Below are 21,205 nucleotides of genomic sequence, written 5' to 3' on the forward strand. Positions count from 1 at the left end.
TTGAGTGGCTAATTTCCAAAAAATTATAGACCTATATCACTCCTATGAATCCACCCCACGAATCGCTTCGTGATGCATAGGAGCATTGCTAATGCCCCCACCTTGTCAGCGCTGTGCCGCTACCCGCCTGATCAATCTCGATACCGCTCAACGCATTGGTGTTGTCAGCGGGTGCGTAGTGGGTGGTGCGATAGGCGCCTTACGTGCGACGGCGGTGACCCAACCGCTTTTTCTGGCAACGGCGCGTTTTCCACTCGCTAAACTCCCAGCCGCCATGATCGGCGCGGTTACCGGTGGCCAGTCAGGTATCCGGGTAACGACGTCTCTATTCGCTCAGTGGCTGCCACCCGGTACCGGTACCCCTTGGCTATGCCTTGCCTGTGGGCACACCTTTCGACAGTCCTATCCCCCTTTGGCTGCGGCTCACTGAGTCGCGCCTGTTTGGTTTTTCCTTTTTCTCACCTAATAGCGCTGGCCTTTGTCAGCGCTTTTTTTATGTCTGGAGACTCACTCATGGCTCATCTCGTTGAACAAATGGCTTACGTTGGCACTACCCCTTGGCACGGCCTGGGGCAACAGCTATCCCGTCAACAACCGTTAGAGGTCTGGCAGCAACAGGCCGGTATGAACTGGCACATTGAAGAAGCGCCGGTGCGCTTTATCGCTGAAGGTGCCAGCCACCTGGGCAGCATTCACTCGTTCCCCGAGCAGAAAGTGCTCTACCGCTCGGATACCAAAGCACCGCTCTCGGTGGTATCGCAGCGTTATAAGGTGGTGCAGCCCGAAGAGATACTGGAGTTCTACCGCGATCTCACCGAGTACGCCGGTTATGAGCTGGAAACCGCTGGGGTGCTGAAAGGTGGGCGTAAGTTCTGGGCGTTGGCACGCAGTGGCTTAAGCACGTCGCTGAAAGGCCAGGATGAAGTTAACGACTACCTGCTGTTGGCTACATCATGCGATGGCACCTTGGCCACCATGGCGACGCCGACCACGGTGCGGGTGGTGTGTAACAACACGCTGCAGATTGCCGTGGATGGCACATCGCAAGCGGTGAAGGTTCCCCACCGGTCAGAGTTCGATCCCCGTGCGGTAAAAAGCCAGCTGGGTATTTCTGTTTCCCAATGGAACGACTTCATGTATCGCATGAAGGCCTTGGCGGAACGTAAGATTGATCACCGCGAGGCACAGCAGTATTTTCAGTCGGTACTCTGCGGTATCGATAAGCCGATAGACGACCCTTCCAAGCTGCCTAATTACCGGGCGCTCAACAAGGTACAGAAGCTTTACCACGGTGAAGGCCGCGGCTCCCACCTCGACACGGCCAAAGACACCGCCTGGGGACTTCTCAATGCCGTGACCGAGTACGTGGATCACGACAAGCGTGCGCGTAGTAACGATACCCGCCTGGATTCCGCGTGGTTTGGTCAAGGGGCGCAGCTGAAGCAAGATGCGCTACAAACGGCTCTTGCGCTGGTGAGCTGACATGCTGCTTCTAATCATTTTAGCGCTGATTTTCTTCGTTTTGGTTCTACCCCTCATTGGATAGCGCGATAAGCCCAGTCCCTAACAGGCTGGGCTTTTTGCTTTATACCTGGAGCACACACCATGGCCTCTCTTAGCCACGATTTAGATATTGCCTTAACCCAACTGACCGAACGACTGCTCACCCAGGAGCAAACCTATGCCGAAACCTACGTGATGGCTAAAGGACAGCTGTATCGCACCGAGCTGCACCTACGCCCTGTCCCTCCCAGTGAACTCCCTGCCGATTTTTAATAACTATTGAAGGAGCCTTCTCATGGCAACCAACACTAATGTGGTAAATCACGAGTCTGCATCATCTTCACTACAAGCGGTTCCTGCAGTACCTCCTAACCTTACGGAAAGCACTGCCATCATCCAGGTGATTGAGCGTGCCGCGCTCAACCCGGACGTCGATATCGATAAGATGGAGCGCTTACTACAGATGCAGGAGCGGGTGATGGACCGCCAGGCCATGATGGCCTACAGCGCGGCCATGGCAGCGATGCAGACCGAGCTTCCCAGCATTGAAGAGCGTGGGCAAACCAACAATGGCTGCTATGCCACCTTGGAGGATATCGTCGATACCTTGCGCCCCATCATGCAAAAACATGGCTTTGCAGTGAGCTTTCGTATTCAAACCCAGGAGCGCGGTATTCAAATCACCGGTGTACTGATGCATAAGGATGGCCACCGCGAAGAAACCAGCATGCTGCTCCCCGCCGATATCAGTGGTAACAAAAATGCCGTACAGGCGTTTGGCTCATCTACCAGCTATGGGAAGCGCTACGTACTCTGCGCACTACTCAATATCACTACACGGGGACAAGACGATAACGGCAAGAACAGTACCAAAGCTACTATCAAACTAGTGACACCCTTTCAGGCGGGACAGATCCAGCGGCTGATCAGTCAATGCCCTGCCACCACGCAGGAGTGGTTCAGCGGCAAATACGGGGCAGCCGTGCAAGTGCCCAAGGGTGACTTCGACAAGCTACGCGCCTCACTCTCCAAGCGGGCGGTTAAGTAACCGATTTTCTACCCCCTCTTGCAGGAGGCTTCTATGCAAGTACTTAACATGGAGCAAGGCACGCCCGAATGGCTGGCGGCGCGATTAGGGCGCGTCACCATGTCGGAACTCAAGACCTTATTGGTTAACGGCAAAGGCCCCGGTGGTCTGGGTACCGGAGCCATTACCTACATGCACCAGTTGATCGGCGAACGCATTACCGGTGAGCTCGCCGAGCCGTTCCAAGGGAATATGCACACCCGCCGTGGTCAAACGCTGGAAGGCGTTGCGCGTGCGCTCTATTGCAAGGCCACTGGCGAACCGCAACCACGTGAAGTAGGCATTATTCTCAACCACAACGTGGGGTACTCCCCCGATAGCTTAGTAGGCGCTAACGGCCTGCTGGAAATCAAAACCAAGCTACCTAAGTTCCAAATCGAGGTACTGCTGAATGGAGAAATACCTGATGAGCACGTGCCCCAGTGCCAGGGCGGGCTATGGGTCAGCGAGCGGGAATGGATCGACTTTGTGAGCTATTGGCCGGGTATGCCGTTGTTCATCAAGCGCACGTATCGCGACAACATCATGATCCGCACCATTGCTGAACGGGTCGAAGCTTTCCATGAAGAGATGGAGCGACGCATGAGCCAAGTGATGGCTGCGTGACGGAACCCTTACCTCAATATTAAACACGCTATCTAATGACGTAGATGCTGGGGCCACCACCCCGGCGTTTTTTATTTTTTGGAGGTCATCATGCCCCATAGCAAACTCAAAGCCGGTGAAGTGGCAGGCACTTATCACGTCACCTCCCCGGTCACCGAAACCGACATCATCACCATGGCCAAAGGCTTTGCAAGACGAAAGCTCGCCAGAGGCTGCAAGATCACCCAGCCCTCACAGGCTTTCGAGCACCTGCGGCTACTGCTCCAGGACTATGAGCACGAGGTATTCAGCGTCCTGTTTCTCGACACACAGCACCGCGTAATACGCTTTGAGGAAATGTTTCGGGGTACTATCGACACTGCCAGCGTCTACCCGCGTGAGGTGCTGAAGGCGGCGCTAGTCTACAACGCAGCTGCGGTGATACTGGTACACAACCACCCTAGCGGGGATCCTGAGCCCAGCGACTCAGATAGGCGAATCACTGAGCGCCTGAAGGAAGTCCTGGGGCTGATGGATATCAAGGTGATTGATCACGTAGTGGTGGGAAGCGATGGCTGTCAGTCATTTGCTGAGATGGGGTATCTGTAACTGATTAACTCTAAATATATAAATATAGCGCCGCTCTTAGGGAGCGGAACCCTTCCGTTGAGCTGTTTTTTTTTGGTTAATATTCATAGCCGACAAGAAGTCTTTTGCCTGCTTTGGGACACTCATCTTGAGCGCCGTATTTATCGCCATTGGTTTAATCGTTGATGGCATTCGCTTTCCGGTAGCCTGGCACCTGCTTTTAGCATCGATTCCAAAGCGTTGGCCAGTTGGCTTGGCGGAAGAAGGGCATGAGTTTCTAGTTCATCTAATATCCAAAGTACACCACGAACCTCTAGTTTGCTTTGTTGTCCTGATTTCCTGAGCGCGCCGTCATTGGTCAGCAGCGTCCAGCCTCTTTCTTTTGCAAGGAAGTAGCACGACACATCCGCGAGCGAGGAGTTACCTAATGTTTGGCGTAGCGTAAAAAGCGTTGCAACTTCTTCACCATTGAATGTCTCCACCACAAGGCCTAATCCCGTTAACTCTTGACCAGGGGGCTGTTTTAGCTCCCGCCACACAAAGTCGGTGGTTACGAACTGGTGAGGTAGGGCAAACACGGTTTCAAGCAGGCCACTGCGGTGTAGATCGATCCAGATATTAGTATCAGAGACAAGAATTTTCGCTGACATGCTCACTGTCACCTGCCTGTCCGTTTGCCATAATTTCCTCAATCTCGCCGAGGCTTACACTGAGTAACTCCGCTGCTCTTGAAGGAGTAACCAGTCCTTCAGCCAGCGCCCTGTAAACCAATTGCTTCAGGCGATAGGATTTTTCAGGCTCTTGTCGACCAGGTTCACTTTTTCGAAAACCCTTCATCGACCACAGGCGAAAAGTGTTCTGATATAAGCTCGAACTAACGATATCCAGGTCATATAACCGGCGCAAAGTGGCTTGAATAGAAATACCCCACTCCTCCTTGGCCAAAAGAAACTCTTGGAACAGCACCCGTTTGCGGTGCTCACCAAAGGTGACGCGCACTTGATTTGCAGGGAAGAGAAACGCCCCAGCAAAGCGGTGGCACCAGTTTTCTTCATCCCGAGTGCCATGAAGCGCCTCAGGCAATGACATAACCAAATGTCCCAGCTCATGGGCGAGATTAAAACGCTGACGTTCACCAGGACGCTCAGTATTACTGACAATAACGGCATCCGCGCCATCGTTGACGAGGGCGCAAAGCCCATCAAATTTCTCATGGGCCTGAAGGCTGACGACTTTAATGCCATTTTCTTCCAGGGTTTCAGTCAGATTGGCAATGGGGTTTAGCCCAAGCTGCCATTCTTCGCGCAGTTTATTAGCTGCCTGTTCAACCCCATCGATATTGGATACGGAAAAACGCTGATGCCATTTGGAAAATTCACTAGGTGATTGGTCGGTTTGGAACAGGCTCTCTGCCGCTAAATAGCGCTCAAGGTGCTCACGCACTTGTTCTTTGACGGCTTCTTGCTGGCGTTTTCCGAAGGCAGAGTGCTTACGGAAGTCTACTTTTCCCAGCTCCACGGCGTCGGAACGGAAAAAATACTCAGGGTTAACCCCAAGCGCGTCCGCCAGTTGGATCAAGCGAGTCGAATTGGGCGCGTCCTTGCCCTGTTCATATTTCGACAGAGCTTGCTTGGTTATGCCCCCCAGCAGATCAGCTACCTGCTGCAAGGTCATATTCTTGAGGACACGCGCACGATGTATACGATCATGCAGCATGACTTTCTACCTTGTTTTAAGGTGAGTTAAGTTGACAATATGGTGACTGGGTTGGCACCTGTCAACCGGATATGTAGATTTAGACATAGGAATACTACATGTAGTGGTTCTCTTCTTGGAACACTACTACAAGGGAGTCAGGGAAGATGACATGAAGGAAGGATTCCCAGCCAAGGTTGCCGCCTTGGATAGGAGGACGCAAAAGAGCAGGACTTAGCATGGCGGTCCTGTTCTCTTAGCGAGTTGCCATATTCGATAGCATGGCGAAGGTTAATCTTTGCCTGGCTAAAGGTCAACGCCGCGAAGTTTTTAAGGCCGTGATGGTAGATGGAGGTGATCTATGGGCGTTATTCACGACGACTACGAGATCATTTATCGGCCTTACATCCGTAAGAACGGGAAGATTATTCGGCCTAAAAACGGCAAGGTGTTCCCGATCAAGGTTCGTAAGAAGAAGTAAGCGATATGGAGGGGGCAATCCCCTCCATTTTCCGTTTACAAGATTCTTGGTTTTTCTGCACCGCAGAGGCCCCTTACTGGAGCGGGTTTTGCGCTAAGGGGTTGGCTATTTCCCTACTACTTCATCAATCGCCACGCGCACTTCCTTCGGATCACCCTTCTCAATAGTGGCCATCACAAAGACAGCCTTACCATCGGAAGCCTTTGCCCATTGTTGGCCGATAAGATTCTTCTCGCGTGAATCGCGGTTTTCCTCGGGTGTGCGATCTTTGCCCTTGTATTCCACGACAAGCAGACGGCCATCGTCGACCAGGGCGACAAAGTCTGGATAGAATTTATCGGTGGAGGTCGGCAGCGAGAACGAATTTGGGTGCTTGCTGACGTTACGCGTCCAGTATTTTACCCTCGGGTGCGAATCGATCATAAAAGCACACTGCTCTTCCTCGCCATTGACCTTTTTGGAATCAAAGACGGGCACGTCGTCAGGCCCCATGAAGTGTTTTTTGAACCGGTAAGCACCGCGATATTTCTGAATTCCCGCATACATCTCATCGAAGAAGGTAAAGCCTTGGTTAAAGGAAACCTCAATATGGGCATCAGGCCCGAACAGGTTGGCTTGGTAGACCTTCTCGCGTTCCGACTGGCGGAAGCCATGAATTTTTTCAGACAGCTTGCGAGCGAGAATAAATTTACAGCGCATCAGTTGCGACAAGCTTAGCTCGCGGTCACGTGTTAGGTAGGTCACGACGTCACTTAGCCAGGCCAGTAATTCAGCTTGGCTCAGCCACGGTGTCCGTATTTTGCGATCCAACCATTGCACGAGGCTGGTTGGCGTCCAGTCGTCAACTTCGACGTTCATGGTGAGCTGCTCAGCGGCATCGCCAGAGCCAATGGTGACGCGGTTGCCGTCCAAATCAATTTCAAACGTATTCGTGGTATCCACGATACTGAATTCGGACGCTTCCAGGCGAGCAGGGTGGTCAGCAAGCGACCACTCATGTTGCTCCATGAGAATGTCCGGGTCTCCAAATACCAGCTCTCCCTGCACGTAGGCCATTAAGCGGGGCAGCGTGAAGGTTTCTCCCTTCTGTGATGGCGGTATCTCGTGCTGGTATTTAGCGTGGTGCTCGTTGATGCTTTGTTGAAGCTGAGGCTTAAACGATTCAGGGGCATAGCTGATCAATGTGTCGGCTTCTTCGGGCTTGAGAAAGCCCTTTACTTCCACGTGGCTCTTGCCGCTCTCATCAAAAGTCACTTGTACTTTCGACGGCACCGCCGTGTTCATCTTGCTGGCTTCTTCCTGGCTGGCCTGAATGGCGACTTTCATCGTCGGAATGGGCCGAGGCTGTCGTCCAAACAACCCATCATTAAGGCCGAGCTGTTCGGCTTCGATATTGTCCTCTGCCTCGCTCTCCTCAAAGCCCATATCAATGAGCTTATCGCGAAGGCTGTGGGCCGCCTCAGAAAAATGCTTAGAGACCAGCTTAGCGTAGGATTTATTAAGCGCTTTCTCTTTACGTTTCTGAGCGTAAGGCATGCGAAGCACACGGCCCAGGAGCTGTTCGGCGTCGGTGGAGCTGCGAATATTAGCCACCGAGCAGAAAACATACGCGAAAGAGCAGTCCCAGCCTTCCTTGAGTGCTTCGATTGTGATGACGTACTCGATAGGGCAATCAGGCTTGAATAGGTTGATGCCGTCTAATTCGCGTTGCGCGCCAGTAGCCACGGCGATTTTACTTGGATCAATATTCTCATTGTCGATCAGGTGCTGCTTCAGCACCTCCACGGTGACTTCTTCGCCTTTTTTTTGTGCCTGAAAGAGCACGATAGGGCGAATATAAGCTTCTCGGTCGCGTTCAGCATGCTCTTGTAGCTCGGCGCGCTTCAAAATGGCCGAGTTAACCGCCCCTTGCCAGGTCTCAGCTTCATCCAGCACCACGGGCATTTTGATCATCTCTTCATCTTTCAGCTCCTGGGCAGTCACGGAGTGAAGTAGATTATTAAACCCCTTGGGCGTGGCGGTGAATTCGATGAGCGCGGTCGGGTTGATACGCTCATAAACTTCTTGGCTGAGCTTGGAGCCGGCCTTATGAGCTTCATCCATAATGACCAGCGGCTGGTGAAGATGCATCAGGTTAGCGAAGCTGAATTTGATATTGCCCTTCTCAGTGCGCTCTAGCTCTGGCGTTTGAGGCGGAACCGCTGAGAAGTGTGGCTCCATCTCCTCGTTATGCGCATAGACTTTGCGCCCATCGGTATTGCTTACGCGCAGCGTTTGTACCGTGCCGACGACCACACAGAGATTGGAGCGTAGGTCATGCGGTTTGATTTGAGTAAAATCGCCAATATCAAAGATTCGCACGCGCCCACCAAACGCCTCGTCCAGCGCTTTTCGGTAGGGGTGGCGGGGGTTCTTAAGAGCCTCAGCCGTTTGCGTACGAATGGTGTTTGTGGGCACAAGCCACAGCACCAAGGGGAAGTCCTTCTCTACCCAAGCATCTTTGGCTATGCCAATTGAGTGAGCGGCGAGAATCGTCTTACCGCCTCCGGTGGGTAAGCGTAGGCATAAATAGGGCGTATCAGGTAGCGTTTTTATCGGCGTGTATTTCGCAGGATAACCCCGAAGCCGTGCCGCTATTTCAGGCTTTTCGGTAATTTTTTTGTACGCCTCTTGCGGGCCAATCACCCGCGCCTCTTCCAGGTAGGTTTTCAGCGTATCAAGCGAGGCGTGTTGGTAATCCTTTAACTTCATGTGCGCGCCTTAACATCGTAAGGGGTTTGCTTGAACTCGATCTGCTCGGCGTCAAGCGTTGCTTCTGACAGCATGGTGCGCTCGCCATAAATGGTCATGGGGCCTTCAAAATCCCCCTGCGCAGCGCGAATCACGGCTAACGTCTTCCGAGTTAGTACGTTTCCATTGGCAGCAGCTTTGTCTCCAAGAATGCCGTTGTATAGGAGGGCATAACCATGGCCATTATGGCTGCCAAGAAACGGCGTTTGATCATTCTGCTTCGACCACGAGGTACTCGTCTCTGTAAACCAGATATGGGCTGCCAAGACTGGGAATTTGATGTCGGGCTGAATTTGGCCACCTTCCGTAAAAACGGGTGGGCCAAGCTTATAAAAACGGAAGCCACCGCCGCCTTGCCAATTCTGCGCTTCAGAAATGCCGCCTTGCTCACCATCAATGACTTGTTTGAGCCTGGGAACACAGTGTGTGACGGCGTGCTCGCCCATTTCGATGCCGATATATCCACGGCCCATTTTGTGCGCCACGGCAGCTGTTGTGGCTGATCCCAGAAAACTGTCAAGCACTAGATCCCCAGGATTGGTGGCGATCTGTAAAACGCGCTGAATTAGTCGCTCAGGCTTTGGTGTATCGAAAGCATTTGTATGTCCGAAAAGCACATTAATTTCTTTTTTGGCTTCTTGGTTGTTGCCGACCTCTTTATTGGTCCACCAACTCCAGGATTTAACTCCTTTGGCTTCTGAAAGGTAGTTTTTTATTCGTGGCCTAGCCTTGCCATTTTTTCCAAACCACATACGGCCTTCAGCAAGGAAGCGTTTAAAATTTTCTTCGATATTTCCCCAGCATCTGCCTTGCGGAGGAGTGTATTTCTCTCCTGCTGGGGTAGTGATTTCGTACATTTGGTTCGGTCGATACCCTTGCGCCGTAAAATCAGTTGATACCCATGGCCCATGGGGGTCATTGTCTGGGTTTTTATATGCTTTGGCTTGTTCGTCTGTGAGTTTGATTTCATTAAAATTATTGCGGGCGCGCTGGGAGCCATAGACTAAAATATGGTCATGCGCATCTCCCATGTGGATACGGCTGTCAGGCGACGTTCTCTTCTGCCACAGTGCATTCACAATAAAGTTTTTTCTGCCAAAAACCTCGTCTAGCATCACTTTCATGTAGTGAGCTTCATCATCATCAATGCTAACCCAAATCGACCCATCCTCAGCTAGCAGCTCACGCAATAGCTCCAAGCGAGGCCACATCATCGCTAGCCATTTGGAATGCTCCAGGTTGTCGTCGTAGTGCTCGAAAGCGGAGCCAGTATTGTAGGGTGGGTCGATATAGATGCACTTAACCTGCCCGGCGTAATAGGGCAGTAGTGCCTTGAGGGCGTCGAGGTTATCGCCCTGGATGAGCATGTTTCCTGAATTCTGGTCACCATAGCCAAGCTCGGGCGCTTCCTCCATCAAGCGATAGGGCACCTTTTCAGCGGCGCGCACGTCTTCGTCTCGGGTCAACCATCGCAGTATGGGCATGTACTCGTGTGTTCCTTAGCAGCGTGTGACTTGGGCTGGGCTTTTGGCCACATAATACCCTTTGTAGAGGGCAACTTCTAAAGCGGTCGGTTTGCCCTGGTTAGCAAGCAAGAATAAATGGCTGCGTGGATAACAGGAAAAAATGGGTCTATAATCTGCTTTACCGAATCGGCGCCTTGGAGGCAATCGTGAGCCAAAAAGAAACGAACAGAGAAGAACTATGCCGCTTTATCTGCCAGCAGCTATCTCGTCCTGATTTAAATCAGTTGCTTGAAAGCATCGAAGCAGCTTTTAAGAAGAGCGATACCTTTCTCAAAGAGACCTTCAAGCATGTACCACTGCCTGGCCCTGGGCCGCAGTTACATCATTACACGGTGCAAGAGGCGCTTCTAGGTTTGCAGGCTGGCGAAAGCTTTGAGGTGAGCAACTATCCTACTCAACCAGCAGGCGGTCACTTTGCGCTAATTCGTGCTGGTTCGTTACAAATTACTACGAGTGTCATGACGCAAGACAAGGCACAGCCCACTTCGGCTAAATACCGGCGCGAGTTCAGCGCTATTAACGAAAGGCTGGAAAATCAGCATCCTGACCTATTTCAGTCGTTGACCCCGCCCCTTGGTCCGAATGACGACTCGTTGCATGCTTTATTGCTGCCCTATACAGCTAAATGGACAGAAAGCGATCACAGCTCCACTTTGGGTGTAGTGTTGGCCGTTCCATTTAGTGATCCAAGCGCAGGGTTCCATTTGCGAATTAGCACTGATGAGCTTTTACAGTATTACGACGAAATAGATGGTATCGGCGATGTTGCTTATCCGAAGCTGCGTGCTAGCATGCGTCGCGATGAAGGTCGAGACCAAAACGAAGGCGGAAGCGAGTGACATGAGAACAGGGGTTGATGGATTTCAAGGCCAGCGGCTGAGCCAGTTGCGTATGGCCCAAAATTTGACCCTCGCGGAGCTGGGAGAGCAAATTGAACGCTCTTCCAGCACGATTTCGGCATGGGAAAAAGGTGCCCAGCTACCTGAGGCTGAGTCCTTTGATCGCCTTTGCCACGTGTTCAATGTTTCACGAATGTGGTTTCTCAAGCCAATACCGCTAGCTTTCCAGGGGGAACAGCGCCCTCATTTTTTCCGCTCTCAAGCATCTGCTCATAAACAGGCCCGTGAGCGGTCGCAGTTGTATTTAGCATGGCTTCAAGAGATTTCAGACTTCTTTCAGGATGCAATGGAGTGGCCTGAGATCAATGTGCCTATGCTTGATGCCGATGACTGCCGCCTGATCAGTGATGAAGAAATAGAAGATATCGCGCGCGAATGCCGCGAGGTTTGGAATCTCGGCACTGCCCCTATTCCGAATGTTATCCAAGTAATGGAAAATGCTGGGATCATTTGTACTCGTGCGACCCTGGGGCATGTCAAAATGGATGGCGTTTCCCATGTCTCCATTTTGGATGGTCGACCCTATGTGCTGATCGCTGAAGACAAAGCGAATGCGATTCGCAACCGCTTCGACGCAGCGCATGAACTTGGGCACCTAGTACTACACTCGAAAATTCCGGCTTCGCAATATGCGAAAAATGAGCTCTATAACCTTTTAGAAGGGCAGGCACACCGTTTTGCCAGCGCCTTCCTGATGCCTCCCGAGAGCTTTGCGCAGGAGGTTGTATGGCCAACGCTTGATAACTTGCTCTCGCTTAAATCTCGCTGGAAAGTTTCTGTGGCCTCAATGATCGTACGCTGTCGCGATCTATTACTGCTGACGGACCAGCTTGAATTAAGACTTTGGAAAGGACGCTCTGCACGTAAATGGACGAAGGGTGAGCCGGGCGATGATACCTTCGCTTTCGAGCAGCCCAAGCTCATGATGCGCGGCGCTCATTTGTTGGTAGATAACGGCATCTTCGAACGCACTGAGTTGGCGTATCAGATTGGGTTGCCGCCAGAAACCATTGAGATGCTTTGTAGCTTACGCCCTGGCTACCTGAGTGTTCAGCCAAATGCTGGCGAAAACGTGGTGCCTCTCAAGCTCAAGCACAGTGCCATAAGGTCTGGTCGAGCCACACGAGCAGATGTTCTTCCGTTTCAGAAATAGCATTATGCAAGTAAGCTTCCCTTTCTAAGTGTTGGGTCTCGCACCATGCTCGATGTCAAAGTCATCGATTTCATGAATGCAATGACGCTGGTTCACTTCTCATCCTTATCCCCTTGATGACAACCGGAATGGCGATGCATCAGGAAATGCATTCCAAGACAGAGTGCCAGGGGAAGCATCAGCCAGGCTCCAGTGCTTAGTGACTGACCGCGCCACATCAGAAAGATCATGGCCACTCCCATCATTACTAAGCAAGCAGTCATCATCCAGTGGTGAATGCGGTTCATTTTGAGCCTCCTTGAGGGTTGTTTGTGGCGAAGCGTCGCTTGAGTAGCAGCGAGTTGCCAATGACGGAGAGAGAGCTTGCCGTCATAGCGATGACACCGATCATGGGGTGCAGCAGGCCAATAGCGGCGATGGGAATGGCTGCGATGTTGTAGGCGCTGGCCCAGATAAGGTTCTGTACGATCTTGCCGTAGGTGGCGCGGGATAGGAGCATGGCATCGACCACGGCGGTCAGCTCGCCGCGCACCAGGGTCACGTCCGCTGCCTCAATGGCAACGTCTGCCCCGGCCCCGATGGCGATGCCCACGTTGGCTTGAGTAAGAGCAGGGGCGTCGTTAATACCGTCACCGACCATGGCCACGTGGTTACCGTGCTTCTCCTGTAGCGCGCGGATGGCCTCGACCTTGCCCTCTGGCAGTACGCCAGCCTGAACCTCATCGATGCCAACCTCGTCGGCTACGGCGCGGGCGGCCCGCTCGTTGTCACCAGTGATCATTACCACGTGTATGCCGAGCTGGTGCATGCCGCGAATAGCTTCGATCGACTCCTTTTTGAGGGTATCGGCGACCGCCACGATGCCTATGGCTTGGCCGTCGGCGGCAACGATGACAGCGGTACGTCCTTTACCTTCGAGTCCCTGCATGGCCTCATCAAGCGCTTCCAGACCTAGTATGCCCTCTTCCTCCAGGAGTAGGCGATTACCGATCAGTACGTGCGTCTCATCGACCTTGCCGGAGACGCCACGGGCACCGGTGGAACGAAACTCGCTGACATCACTGGGCTTGACGCCGCGCTCGCCGGCACCCTCCACGATGGCGCGAGCTATGGGATGTTCCGAGGCGTTTTCGACACTGGCTGCAAGCGTCAACAGCTTGGTTTCATCGACACCTTCGGCGGTAACCACTTCGGTCAGCTTCGGCTCGCCGCGGGTAATGGTTCCGGTCTTGTCGAGCACGATGACTTTGACGTCTTTGAAAGTCTGTATTGCCTCCCCGGAGCGGATCAGGATGCCGCGCTCGGCGCCGATCCCTGAACCCACCATCAGCGCCGTAGGGGTGGCCAGGCCCAAGGCGCAGGGGCAGGCGATGACCAGCACAGCCACAGCGGCGAGTATGGCCAGCACAGGGGTTGCGGCCTCGGGGTTCACCCAGGGTAGGAAGTTCGCGCCCCAGTCGAGGATCGGGCGCATGACGTCTGGAACCAGCAGCCACACAACCAGGCTGGCGAGGGCGATGAACAGCACTGCCGGTACGAAGCGGCCGGTCATGCGGTCGGCGAACTCCTGTATGGGTACCCGTGAGCCCTGGGCCTGGTCGATCAGACGTACCACCTGGGCGAGGAAGGTGTCACCGCCGACGCGAGTCGCCTTGACCCGCAGCCTCCCCTCCTTGTTGATAGTCGCGCCGATCACGCTGTCGCCGGAACTCTTGTAGACGGGTATAGACTCGCCGGTAGCGATGGACTCGTCGAGGTGGCTCTCGCCCTCGACGATTTCGCCGTCGGTGGGTATCTTGTCGCCGGGACGCACAATCATGATGTCGCCGAGAGCCAACTCCTTCACCGTTACCTCGACCTCCTCACCGTCGCGCTCTACCCGTGCCGTCTTGGCGCCCAGGGTCATCAGGCGGCGGATGGCCTGGGATGCACGCCCCTTGGCCAGTGCCTCCAAGTAGCGGCCCAACAGATGGAACGTCATGATGGTGGCGGCCATTTCGATGAACGATGTCATTGGAGTAATGAAGCCGACTAGACCGATCAGGTAGGGGGGCAGGCTACCCATTGAGATCAGCACGTCCATGTTGAAAGTGCCATTCTTTAACGACCGCCAGGTCGACTTATGGGTGGCAATACCGCCAAAAAGGAACACCACCGGAAACGCGAGTAGAGCGACAATGGCCAGATAGCCTGGGATCGGTTGCCAGAACATGTGCGGCATCATCAGCAGCATGATCAGGGTGGTGGGAACAGCAGCGATGATCAGGCGCTTGCGGGCCTGAGAGAGATAGGCTTCTTCAATTTCAGCATCTCCGTTGGTATCCTCCGCCTGGTCGGTCTGGACGGCCGCCACGTCGTATCCGGCGCCTTCCACGGCACTTTTGAGAGCATCGCCATCAGGGCCGTCGGCGGTGACGCTCACTGACACTCGATGGTTTGCAATATTGGTGTCAATCGACTCGATGCCTTCCAGGCGCTCGAGCGTCTTACGGACAATACCGGCGCAGTGATCCGAGCCCATGCCCGGTACGGTCAGGCGGATCTGCTGCTTGCCGGTACCGCCGCTGACGGCAGCCACATCGTAGCCAGCTCCCTCGACGGCTTTCTTTAGGGAGGTGCCATCGGGCCCACCCTCATCGAGAGTCACGCTGACATGATGGTTGGCGATATTGGTCTGGATCTCGTCTACGCCATCAAGGCGCTCAAGCGTCTTGCGTACGATCCCTGCACAGTGGTCGCTGCCCATGCCAGGGACCGTCAGAGTGACCGTGGTTGTTGGGTTTTTCTCTCTCTTGTCGTCTCTTTCTTGAGCATCTGCCATAGACTTTCTCCTTCATGCGCAGTCCCACCCACACGCTTATTAACTGCCGGAAGTCGCATGTCCCACGTTACTTGCCCGAAGTGAATAGGTATTTGATCAGTGCAGCGATGGCGAGTATTACCAGCACCAGGATGGCGATGTGCATGAGCCAGCCGACAGCTCCCATATGACTCATCATGAAGTTCATGTGCTCTGACATCATTATTAAGCGCCTCCAGAAAGCAAAAGTTAGTCGTCAGGTGGGCATTTTGTCAGGCGTTTCAGTGATGGGCGTCATGATCCTCGGGATCGACATCATTATCAGATGGTGTCTGCTCAAGTTGCTGGCGCTGCTCGTCGCTCATCAGGTCATGCATGGCATTTCGCATGCGCACCATCTCGGCCATCATTTCGCCGTGCAATTCGGCCATGCTCGCATGGCGTTCCTGCACGGCGGCTGGGTCGGGGCGATCCTGTTGCATCTCGGCCATCAGGTCATCGCGCAGGTTCATCATCCGACCCATGCGCTCGAACTGGGCGGGGCGGTGCTCCTGCATCAGCTCACGCATCTCGCTGCGTTGCTCATCGTCGAGCATTGACATCATGCCCATACCCTCGGCCATCATCGGGCAGGGCATCATGCCGCCACCCATCATTTCCCCCATCATGCCAGGCCCCATACCGCCTTGGCCGTCACCTATCGTTCCTCCCATCATGGAGCGTCCTTGGCCCGCTTGGTCACCCATCATCCCCTGGGCGAAAGCAACGCCTGTACCACTGGCTGAGAGGGCCAGGGTGAGTCCGAAGGCGAGAGTGAGTTTGCGAATATCCATGGTCGTTCTCCTTAGCGACAGGCCCATATTAGGCCCAGATGTCGAAGGCCTATATCAAAGGCCGATGCCTGAAGTATTGAGGATATGTGTAGCACCTAGGTCAATTCTCAATATGGCATTCAGGCATGCCTAAGGCATATCTGAACGTTAAATAAGGCAATTTATTGACCTGTATCAATTTTGGAGATTCGGCAACTTGCCAGCTGCACTTGGGTTGCGTGTATCTATGGAGCCATGAAATACTCTTATTATTCTCCACTCGACAGTGATTATTTCTTTCTCATGACTCGCCACTCATTTAAATGGTTGCTTTGTTTGCTGCTGGGCCTTGCCTTGGCGCAGCCAATGACGGTAGTGGCTATTGATCATCATGAAAATGAGCACTGTTTGTTCACTGAAACTGTTCCAATTAGTGAAGCGATCGAGAATACTGGATCGGATAGCAGCCACCATCACGATGACTCTCATACGTCCGAGTGCTGTATGCCTTGTGGCCAGTGTACGGCGAATCTAGCGCTACTTATCGAAGACGTAGCCTTCCCCGCTTCGACCTTGCCTCGTTACCTAGTCAACTGGTTACCAGCTCCACGCGTGCCTTTTGACCGGCCTCCTCGCGTTTAAAAATTCATCGATGAACATTCCGCTCGTTTGTGGCGGACCAAGATGATTTTTTTAATTTCGAGGAATATCCATGAAACGTCGCGAATTTCTTCGCTATACCACTCTGGGTGGTATAGCCCTCTCTGGGTCTGGCCTATTGGTCCACGCTTTGGCCGGACGACATACCGAGACGTTACCAACAGCTCTGTTAGATAACACTAGCATCCCTGCAGGACGACCCCTTCAACCACTGCCCCGGATTGCAAACTTGAGTGATCAGGTTGGACGCTTTCAAAGTGTGTTAACCCCAGCTGCCCATGCGGTGCCAGTGAGCGATGGGCTTGAGGCAAAGTTGTGGCTCTACAACGGCAAAGTGTTGCCATTGATTGAGGTGCGCGAGGGGGATGAGTTAGACATTACGCTGATAAACGAGCTTGAGCACGAAACTACGCTGCACTGGCATGGGGTGCCCGTGCCACAGACGGAAGATGGGGCTCCCTGGGAAGCCGTATTGCCAGGCAAGCCAAGACATTATCGTTATGTTCTTCATAAGGGGAGTGCAGGATTACACTGGTTCCATCCCCACCCACATGAGGGTACTGCGCGACAGGTAGCTCATGGTTTAGCAGGTGCATTATTGGTCAGACCTCGGCTTGACGACTTACCCATGGAGGTGAAGGAACACCTGCTAGTGGTCAGCGACCTGCGCCTGAATTTGGATGGCGAAGTGGCACCCCATACCAGCGAAGATTGGATGAATGGACGCGAGGGGGAGCTTCTGTTGGTCAACGGCCAACGCGAGCCACGCCTCGATGTTGCACCCGGCAGCACCTTACGGCTGCGACTGGTCAATGCCTGTGCTGGCCGGTACTTGCGTTTACGCCTGGACGAACATGAGCTTTCCCTGATTGGCACCGATGGTGGTTTGCTTGAGCGGCCACAGCCGCTCAGCGAACTGCTGCTCACTCCAGGTGAGCGGGCCGATCTGCTAGTACGCATCAGCGAGAAAGCAGAAAAGAGTTTTGAACTGGCGAGTCATCCCTATACACGTGGTTGGATGGGAGCTAAGCCCACACATCTGGACGAGATTGCTCCGCTATTATCGATTCATACCCTAAATACTGGCGTATACCCCGCCGTCGCGTTACCTGACCCCTTGTCCCATATCGAACCCCTGGGCGAACCAGTGGTGAGACGTCAAGTGGAACTGACCGAGGTGATGCCAGACCATGACAATCACGGTGCGGTGAATGGCGATCCGCATGCCGGCCACGGCGGCAGTGACAGCCATCACGGAACCCATGGGCCGGGGCATGGGGCGAGTCACGCTAGCGACGATGATAGAGCGGTTCGACCCAAGGTGGATTTTCTGATCAACGGCCGTGCCTTTGCCATGAACGACGTCCTGTTTGAGGGGCAGGTTGGCGAGGTAGAGGAGTGGGAAGTCTTCAATAACTCCCATATGGATCACCCCTTCCATGTGCATGGCACCCACTTTCAGGTGATCGCTACCCGCGATGCTGACAGGGAATGGCGAGACGCGCCCTGGCTGGCCTGGAAGGACACCGTCAACCTGGCTCCTTATCAGCGTCTCAGGCTGCGCATGGTGTTCCTCAAGCCCGGCGATTGGCTGTTCCACTGCCACATCATCGAACACGAAGAGCTAGGCATGATGGCAACGATCCGTGTGAGTTGAGCTTGCCTTGCCTTGCCTTGCCTTGCCTTGCCTTGCCTTGCCTTGTTTTGCTTTGGCGTTGCGCGTTGGCTTTGCGTGGTGCTTGTCCACCTGACGACTGATAAGGACGTGATGTCATGACCTATTATCGCTGGCCACTCGCCGTGGCCTTCCTGCTTACCTTGCTTTCAGGTTGCTCCCGAGAACCGAGTAGTATCAGTCTTGAGCAACTACGAGAGCAGACCCATATTCACGGCCTGGCCGTCGATCGAGCGGATAGCGAACGACTGTGGTTGGCCACCCACCATGGCTTTTATGCCGTTGGAAGTGATGGAATGGCCCGCCGGATCTCTGAGGAAACCCATGACTTCATGGGTTTTGCTCCTCACCCAGAAGAAGGCGAGACCTTTTTTGCCAGCGGCCACCCGGCCAGGGGGGGGGACCTCGGCGTGGTTAAGTCAAGGGATTCAGGCCGCAACTGGTCGCCATTAGCCACCGGCGTTGACGGCCCGGTAGATTTTCATCAGATGACAATCAGTGAGGCTACTCCCAACGTACTCTATGGAGCTAATGCTGGCCAGCTTCAAATCAGCCAGGATGGTGGTGCCAATTGGCAGATTCGCGCCAAGGCGCCGGCCGGGCTGATTGCCCTGGCCGCCTCGAGCCGTGATCCAGAGCAACTCTATGCCGCCACCCAGACCGGGCTATTGATGAGTCCTGACGGAGGCGAACGATGGCGACAAGTATACCCTGAGCGCCGCCCTACGAGCCTGGTGGTGGCCAGCCAAGGAGAGCTTTACGCCTTCATGATAGGTGTAGGCTTGCTGAGAGTTGAGGAGGGCAGCCGGGATTGGGAGGTAGTCAAGCGCGGCTGGGAAGAGCGCTATCTGATGCACCTGGCGCTGGATCCGCACGACCCACAGCGTTTGGCGGCGGTCGATGACCTCAACCAACTGCTGATCAGTACTAACGGTGGACGCGACTGGTCGCACCTCAAATAAATCGGGAGGTACCCCATGTTGCAATATCCCCAGATTGATCCAGTGGCCATCAGCCTCGGCCCGTTCGCGATTCACTGGTATGGCCTGATGTATGTGGTGGGCTTCGTCGCCGCCTGGTGGCTTGGGCGCCTTAGAGCTAATCGACTCAAGCTAACCCACGATGACATTAGCGACCTGATCTTTTACTCCGCTGTAGGCGTAGTGGTTGGTGGCCGGTTGGGCTATGTCCTGTTCTATGGAATAGAGCAGTTCCTGGCCAACCCCTTATGGCTGTTCAAAGTTTGGGAAGGCGGTATGAGCTTTCATGGTGGGCTGCTCGGGGTGCTGGCGGCGACGCTATGGTTTGCGCGAAAGCATCGGCTCGGCTTCTTTGCCCTAACCGACTTCATCGCACCACTGGTGCCGATCGGGCTTGGTGCAGGGCGAATCGGGAATTTCATCAATCACGAGCTGCCGGGGCGCGTCAGCAACCTGCCCTGGGCGATGCCGTTTCCCCACATGGGCCCAGAGCCACGCCACCCCTCTGCGCTTTATGAATTCGCCCTGGAAGGGGTGGTGCTGTTCGTGCTGCTGTGGTGGTTTTCCGCTGAGCCGCGGCGGCGAGGGCTAATCTCTGGTCTTTTTTTGCTGCTGTACGGCGTGTTTCGCTTCACGGTTGAATTCGTGAGGTTGCCGGATGAACACATCGGCTTCCTCGCGTTTGGCTGGGTCACCATGGGCATGCTGCTGACTGCCCCGATGATACTGGTTGGCATGGCGCTGATCACCTGGTCGCGCCAACAGCCGGTGGATAATCATAGCCAACCCGGTTCATACCTGTGCCGCCGAGAGAAGAAGACACAATGATACTAACGCTTAGGTACTCCAACACCATCACTGCCATGACTATTAAAACGGGGCTAGGGGCGTTGCTTATTGCTACGCAGCTGAGCACTTTACCTGTGCTTGCTGAAGAAACGGGGGAGTGGCCGCTGGGCCACTACAGGTTGCCTGAACACGGTGACCTGATTGGTGAGGCCTATACGGTAGTGGTAGGCAACGAGGCGGATACACTCCTCGATATCGCCCGCACCCATAACCTGGGCTACGAGGAAATCCGTCGAGCTAATCCGGATGTCAGCATTTGGGTGCCGGGCGTAGGAACAGAAGTGCTCGTGCCAGCCCAGCACATCCTGCCCGATGCTGATAGGACTGGTATTGTCATTAACATCGCCGAGTTGCGTCTCTATTATTATCCGGAGGTAGGCGAAGGTGAGGTGCCCCGAGTCGAGACTTATCCGATCGGCATTGGTCGAGACGGCTATGACACCCCACTGGGAATTACCACCACTACCATGCGGCTTGAGGATCCTGCCTGGTATCCGCCACGTTCCATGCGTGAAGAAGCGGCGGCGCGTGGCGAATCAGCACCCGCCGTGGTGCCGCCAGGTCCCGATAACCCACTCGGCAAGCATGCCATCCTACTCGATATACCTGGTTATCTAATTCACGGTACCAATGATCCAGACGGCATTGGCATGCGCGCTAGCCGTGGCTGCATACGCATGTTTCCGGAAGATATTAAAGCAATATTCGGTGCTGTGCCTTTAGGCACTCAGGTTAATATCGTCGATCAGCCCATCAAGGTCGGCTGGGACGATGGCACTGCGTTTGTGCAGGTATATCAGTTTCTTGAAGATCAGAATCACGGAATTCAATCACTGCTTGAGACGCAGCCGATGCTCAATCAGTACGTCGTGGATCAATCGGTAAGTTATTCACAACTCCAAGAACTGCTGGAGAGCGCCGACGGACAAGTAGTGCCCATCGAACCGCCAACTCAGGATGAGACTTTAGAAAAACAACCCTTGAGACTGCTTCATGAGGTGGGGCTTTGACGCGCTCATACGGAGGGTACGCTGAGAAAATCCAGCCAAGCTACCCAGATACCCGAATAAAGTCGATATTAATCAAACGTGAAATAGGGCTAGCCTTTCGATGGACTGGTGT

At 54.0% G+C, this 21,205-nt stretch carries 21 protein-coding genes; 12 read left to right on the forward strand and 9 right to left on the reverse strand.

What is annotated here, in order from left to right:
• The first annotated feature begins 91 nt into the window (after positions 1 to 91).
• The 6 genes from LOS15_RS14305 to radC all read left to right on the forward strand — a co-directional run bounded on the left by LOS15_RS14305 (position 92) and on the right by radC (position 3,784).
• A complete protein-coding gene (locus tag LOS15_RS14305) occupies positions 92 to 430 on the forward strand; it encodes a hypothetical protein (RefSeq protein WP_083007753.1) in 339 nt (112 codons plus the stop codon).
• An 83-nt stretch (positions 431 to 513) separates the two neighbouring features.
• Positions 514 to 1,482 carry a DUF932 domain-containing protein gene (locus LOS15_RS14310; RefSeq protein WP_083007752.1) on the forward strand — a complete coding sequence of 323 codons (969 nt, stop codon included), beginning with the start codon at positions 514 to 516 and terminating at the stop codon, positions 1,480 to 1,482.
• 123 nt (positions 1,483 to 1,605) lie between these two features.
• A complete protein-coding gene (locus tag LOS15_RS14315) occupies positions 1,606 to 1,776 on the forward strand; it encodes a hypothetical protein (RefSeq protein ID WP_156886241.1) in 171 nt (56 codons plus the stop codon).
• A gap of 22 nt (positions 1,777 to 1,798) precedes the next feature.
• Positions 1,799 to 2,551 (forward strand): ERF family protein, encoded by a 753-nt coding sequence (locus tag LOS15_RS14320; protein ID WP_083007751.1) that lies wholly within the window; start codon positions 1,799 to 1,801, stop codon positions 2,549 to 2,551.
• A gap of 33 nt (positions 2,552 to 2,584) precedes the next feature.
• The gene (locus tag LOS15_RS14325) at positions 2,585 to 3,196 is read left to right on the forward strand and encodes a lambda exonuclease family protein (protein WP_083007750.1); all 612 of its coding nucleotides are present in this window, start codon (positions 2,585 to 2,587) and stop codon (positions 3,194 to 3,196) included.
• Between the two features lie 90 nt (positions 3,197 to 3,286).
• Positions 3,287 to 3,784: a RadC family protein gene (gene radC / locus LOS15_RS14330; protein ID WP_083007749.1), complete on the forward strand. Its 498-nt coding sequence runs from the start codon at positions 3,287 to 3,289 to the stop codon at positions 3,782 to 3,784.
• A 140-nt stretch (positions 3,785 to 3,924) separates the two neighbouring features.
• Here the strand turns inward: radC and LOS15_RS14335 are convergent, their stop codons facing one another.
• The 5 genes from LOS15_RS14335 to LOS15_RS14355 all read right to left on the reverse strand — a co-directional run bounded on the left by LOS15_RS14335 (position 3,925) and on the right by LOS15_RS14355 (position 10,213).
• Positions 3,925 to 4,413 carry a hypothetical protein gene (locus tag LOS15_RS14335; RefSeq protein ID WP_083007748.1) on the reverse strand — a complete coding sequence of 163 codons (489 nt, stop codon included), beginning with the start codon at positions 4,411 to 4,413 and terminating at the stop codon, positions 3,925 to 3,927.
• Positions 4,388 to 5,479, reverse strand: coding sequence for a helix-turn-helix domain-containing protein (locus LOS15_RS14340; RefSeq protein ID WP_083007747.1), 1,092 nt, complete (start codon positions 5,477 to 5,479; stop codon positions 4,388 to 4,390). Before LOS15_RS14340 ends, LOS15_RS14335 begins: the two co-directional genes overlap by 26 nt.
• Before the next feature lie 94 nt (positions 5,480 to 5,573).
• Complete coding sequence (locus LOS15_RS14345; RefSeq protein ID WP_263066623.1) at positions 5,574 to 5,699, reverse strand: hypothetical protein; 126 nt, start codon at positions 5,697 to 5,699, stop codon at positions 5,574 to 5,576.
• 345 nt (positions 5,700 to 6,044) lie between these two features.
• Complete coding sequence (locus LOS15_RS14350; RefSeq protein ID WP_083007746.1) at positions 6,045 to 8,690, reverse strand: DEAD/DEAH box helicase; 2,646 nt, start codon at positions 8,688 to 8,690, stop codon at positions 6,045 to 6,047.
• Positions 8,687 to 10,213, reverse strand: coding sequence for a site-specific DNA-methyltransferase (locus LOS15_RS14355; RefSeq protein ID WP_083007745.1), 1,527 nt, complete (start codon positions 10,211 to 10,213; stop codon positions 8,687 to 8,689). The genes LOS15_RS14350 and LOS15_RS14355 overlap by 4 nt, the downstream gene beginning before the upstream one ends.
• 188 nt (positions 10,214 to 10,401) lie before the next feature.
• On the opposite strand from LOS15_RS14355, the gene LOS15_RS14360 reads away from it, so the two are divergent.
• Together LOS15_RS14360 and LOS15_RS14365 are read left to right on the forward strand one after the other, a co-directional pair.
• The gene (locus LOS15_RS14360) at positions 10,402 to 11,094 is read left to right on the forward strand and encodes a hypothetical protein (RefSeq protein ID WP_083007744.1); all 693 of its coding nucleotides are present in this window, start codon (positions 10,402 to 10,404) and stop codon (positions 11,092 to 11,094) included.
• A gap of 1 nt (position 11,095) precedes the next feature.
• Positions 11,096 to 12,307 (forward strand): helix-turn-helix domain-containing protein, encoded by a 1,212-nt coding sequence (locus tag LOS15_RS14365; protein WP_198036745.1) that lies wholly within the window; start codon positions 11,096 to 11,098, stop codon positions 12,305 to 12,307.
• 92 nt (positions 12,308 to 12,399) lie between these two features.
• On the opposite strand, the gene LOS15_RS14370 is transcribed toward LOS15_RS14365, so the two are convergent.
• The 4 genes from LOS15_RS14370 to LOS15_RS14385 all read right to left on the reverse strand — a co-directional run bounded on the left by LOS15_RS14370 (position 12,400) and on the right by LOS15_RS14385 (position 15,940).
• Positions 12,400 to 12,594 (reverse strand): DUF2933 domain-containing protein, encoded by a 195-nt coding sequence (locus LOS15_RS14370; protein WP_083007742.1) that lies wholly within the window; start codon positions 12,592 to 12,594, stop codon positions 12,400 to 12,402.
• Complete coding sequence (locus tag LOS15_RS14375) at positions 12,591 to 15,128, reverse strand: heavy metal translocating P-type ATPase (protein WP_083007741.1); 2,538 nt, start codon at positions 15,126 to 15,128, stop codon at positions 12,591 to 12,593. Before LOS15_RS14375 ends, LOS15_RS14370 begins: the two co-directional genes overlap by 4 nt.
• 67 nt (positions 15,129 to 15,195) lie before the next feature.
• Positions 15,196 to 15,330: a hypothetical protein gene (locus LOS15_RS14380; protein ID WP_263066625.1), complete on the reverse strand. Its 135-nt coding sequence runs from the start codon at positions 15,328 to 15,330 to the stop codon at positions 15,196 to 15,198.
• A 58-nt stretch (positions 15,331 to 15,388) separates the two neighbouring features.
• Entirely contained in the window at positions 15,389 to 15,940 is a 552-nt protein-coding gene (locus tag LOS15_RS14385) for a Spy/CpxP family protein refolding chaperone (RefSeq protein WP_083007740.1), read from the reverse strand.
• An 868-nt stretch (positions 15,941 to 16,808) separates the two neighbouring features.
• Between LOS15_RS14385 and LOS15_RS14390 the strand changes: the two genes are divergently transcribed.
• The 4 genes from LOS15_RS14390 to LOS15_RS14405 all read left to right on the forward strand — a co-directional run bounded on the left by LOS15_RS14390 (position 16,809) and on the right by LOS15_RS14405 (position 21,093).
• On the forward strand, positions 16,809 to 18,236 hold the full coding sequence (locus LOS15_RS14390; protein WP_263066629.1) for a multicopper oxidase family protein: 1,428 nt from the start codon (positions 16,809 to 16,811) through the stop codon (positions 18,234 to 18,236).
• A gap of 116 nt (positions 18,237 to 18,352) precedes the next feature.
• Entirely contained in the window at positions 18,353 to 19,216 is an 864-nt protein-coding gene (locus tag LOS15_RS14395; protein ID WP_083007737.1) for a F510_1955 family glycosylhydrolase, read from the forward strand.
• A 15-nt stretch (positions 19,217 to 19,231) separates the two neighbouring features.
• Positions 19,232 to 20,062 carry a prolipoprotein diacylglyceryl transferase gene (lgt, locus tag LOS15_RS14400; protein ID WP_083007736.1) on the forward strand — a complete coding sequence of 277 codons (831 nt, stop codon included), beginning with the start codon at positions 19,232 to 19,234 and terminating at the stop codon, positions 20,060 to 20,062.
• Positions 20,059 to 21,093, forward strand: coding sequence for a L,D-transpeptidase family protein (locus tag LOS15_RS14405; protein WP_083007735.1), 1,035 nt, complete (start codon positions 20,059 to 20,061; stop codon positions 21,091 to 21,093). The genes lgt and LOS15_RS14405 overlap by 4 nt, the downstream gene beginning before the upstream one ends.
• Positions 21,094 to 21,205 lie beyond the last annotated feature (112 nt).

This window comes from Halomonas sp. 7T (assembly GCF_025643255.1).
Classification (GTDB): Bacteria; Pseudomonadota; Gammaproteobacteria; order Pseudomonadales; family Halomonadaceae; genus Vreelandella.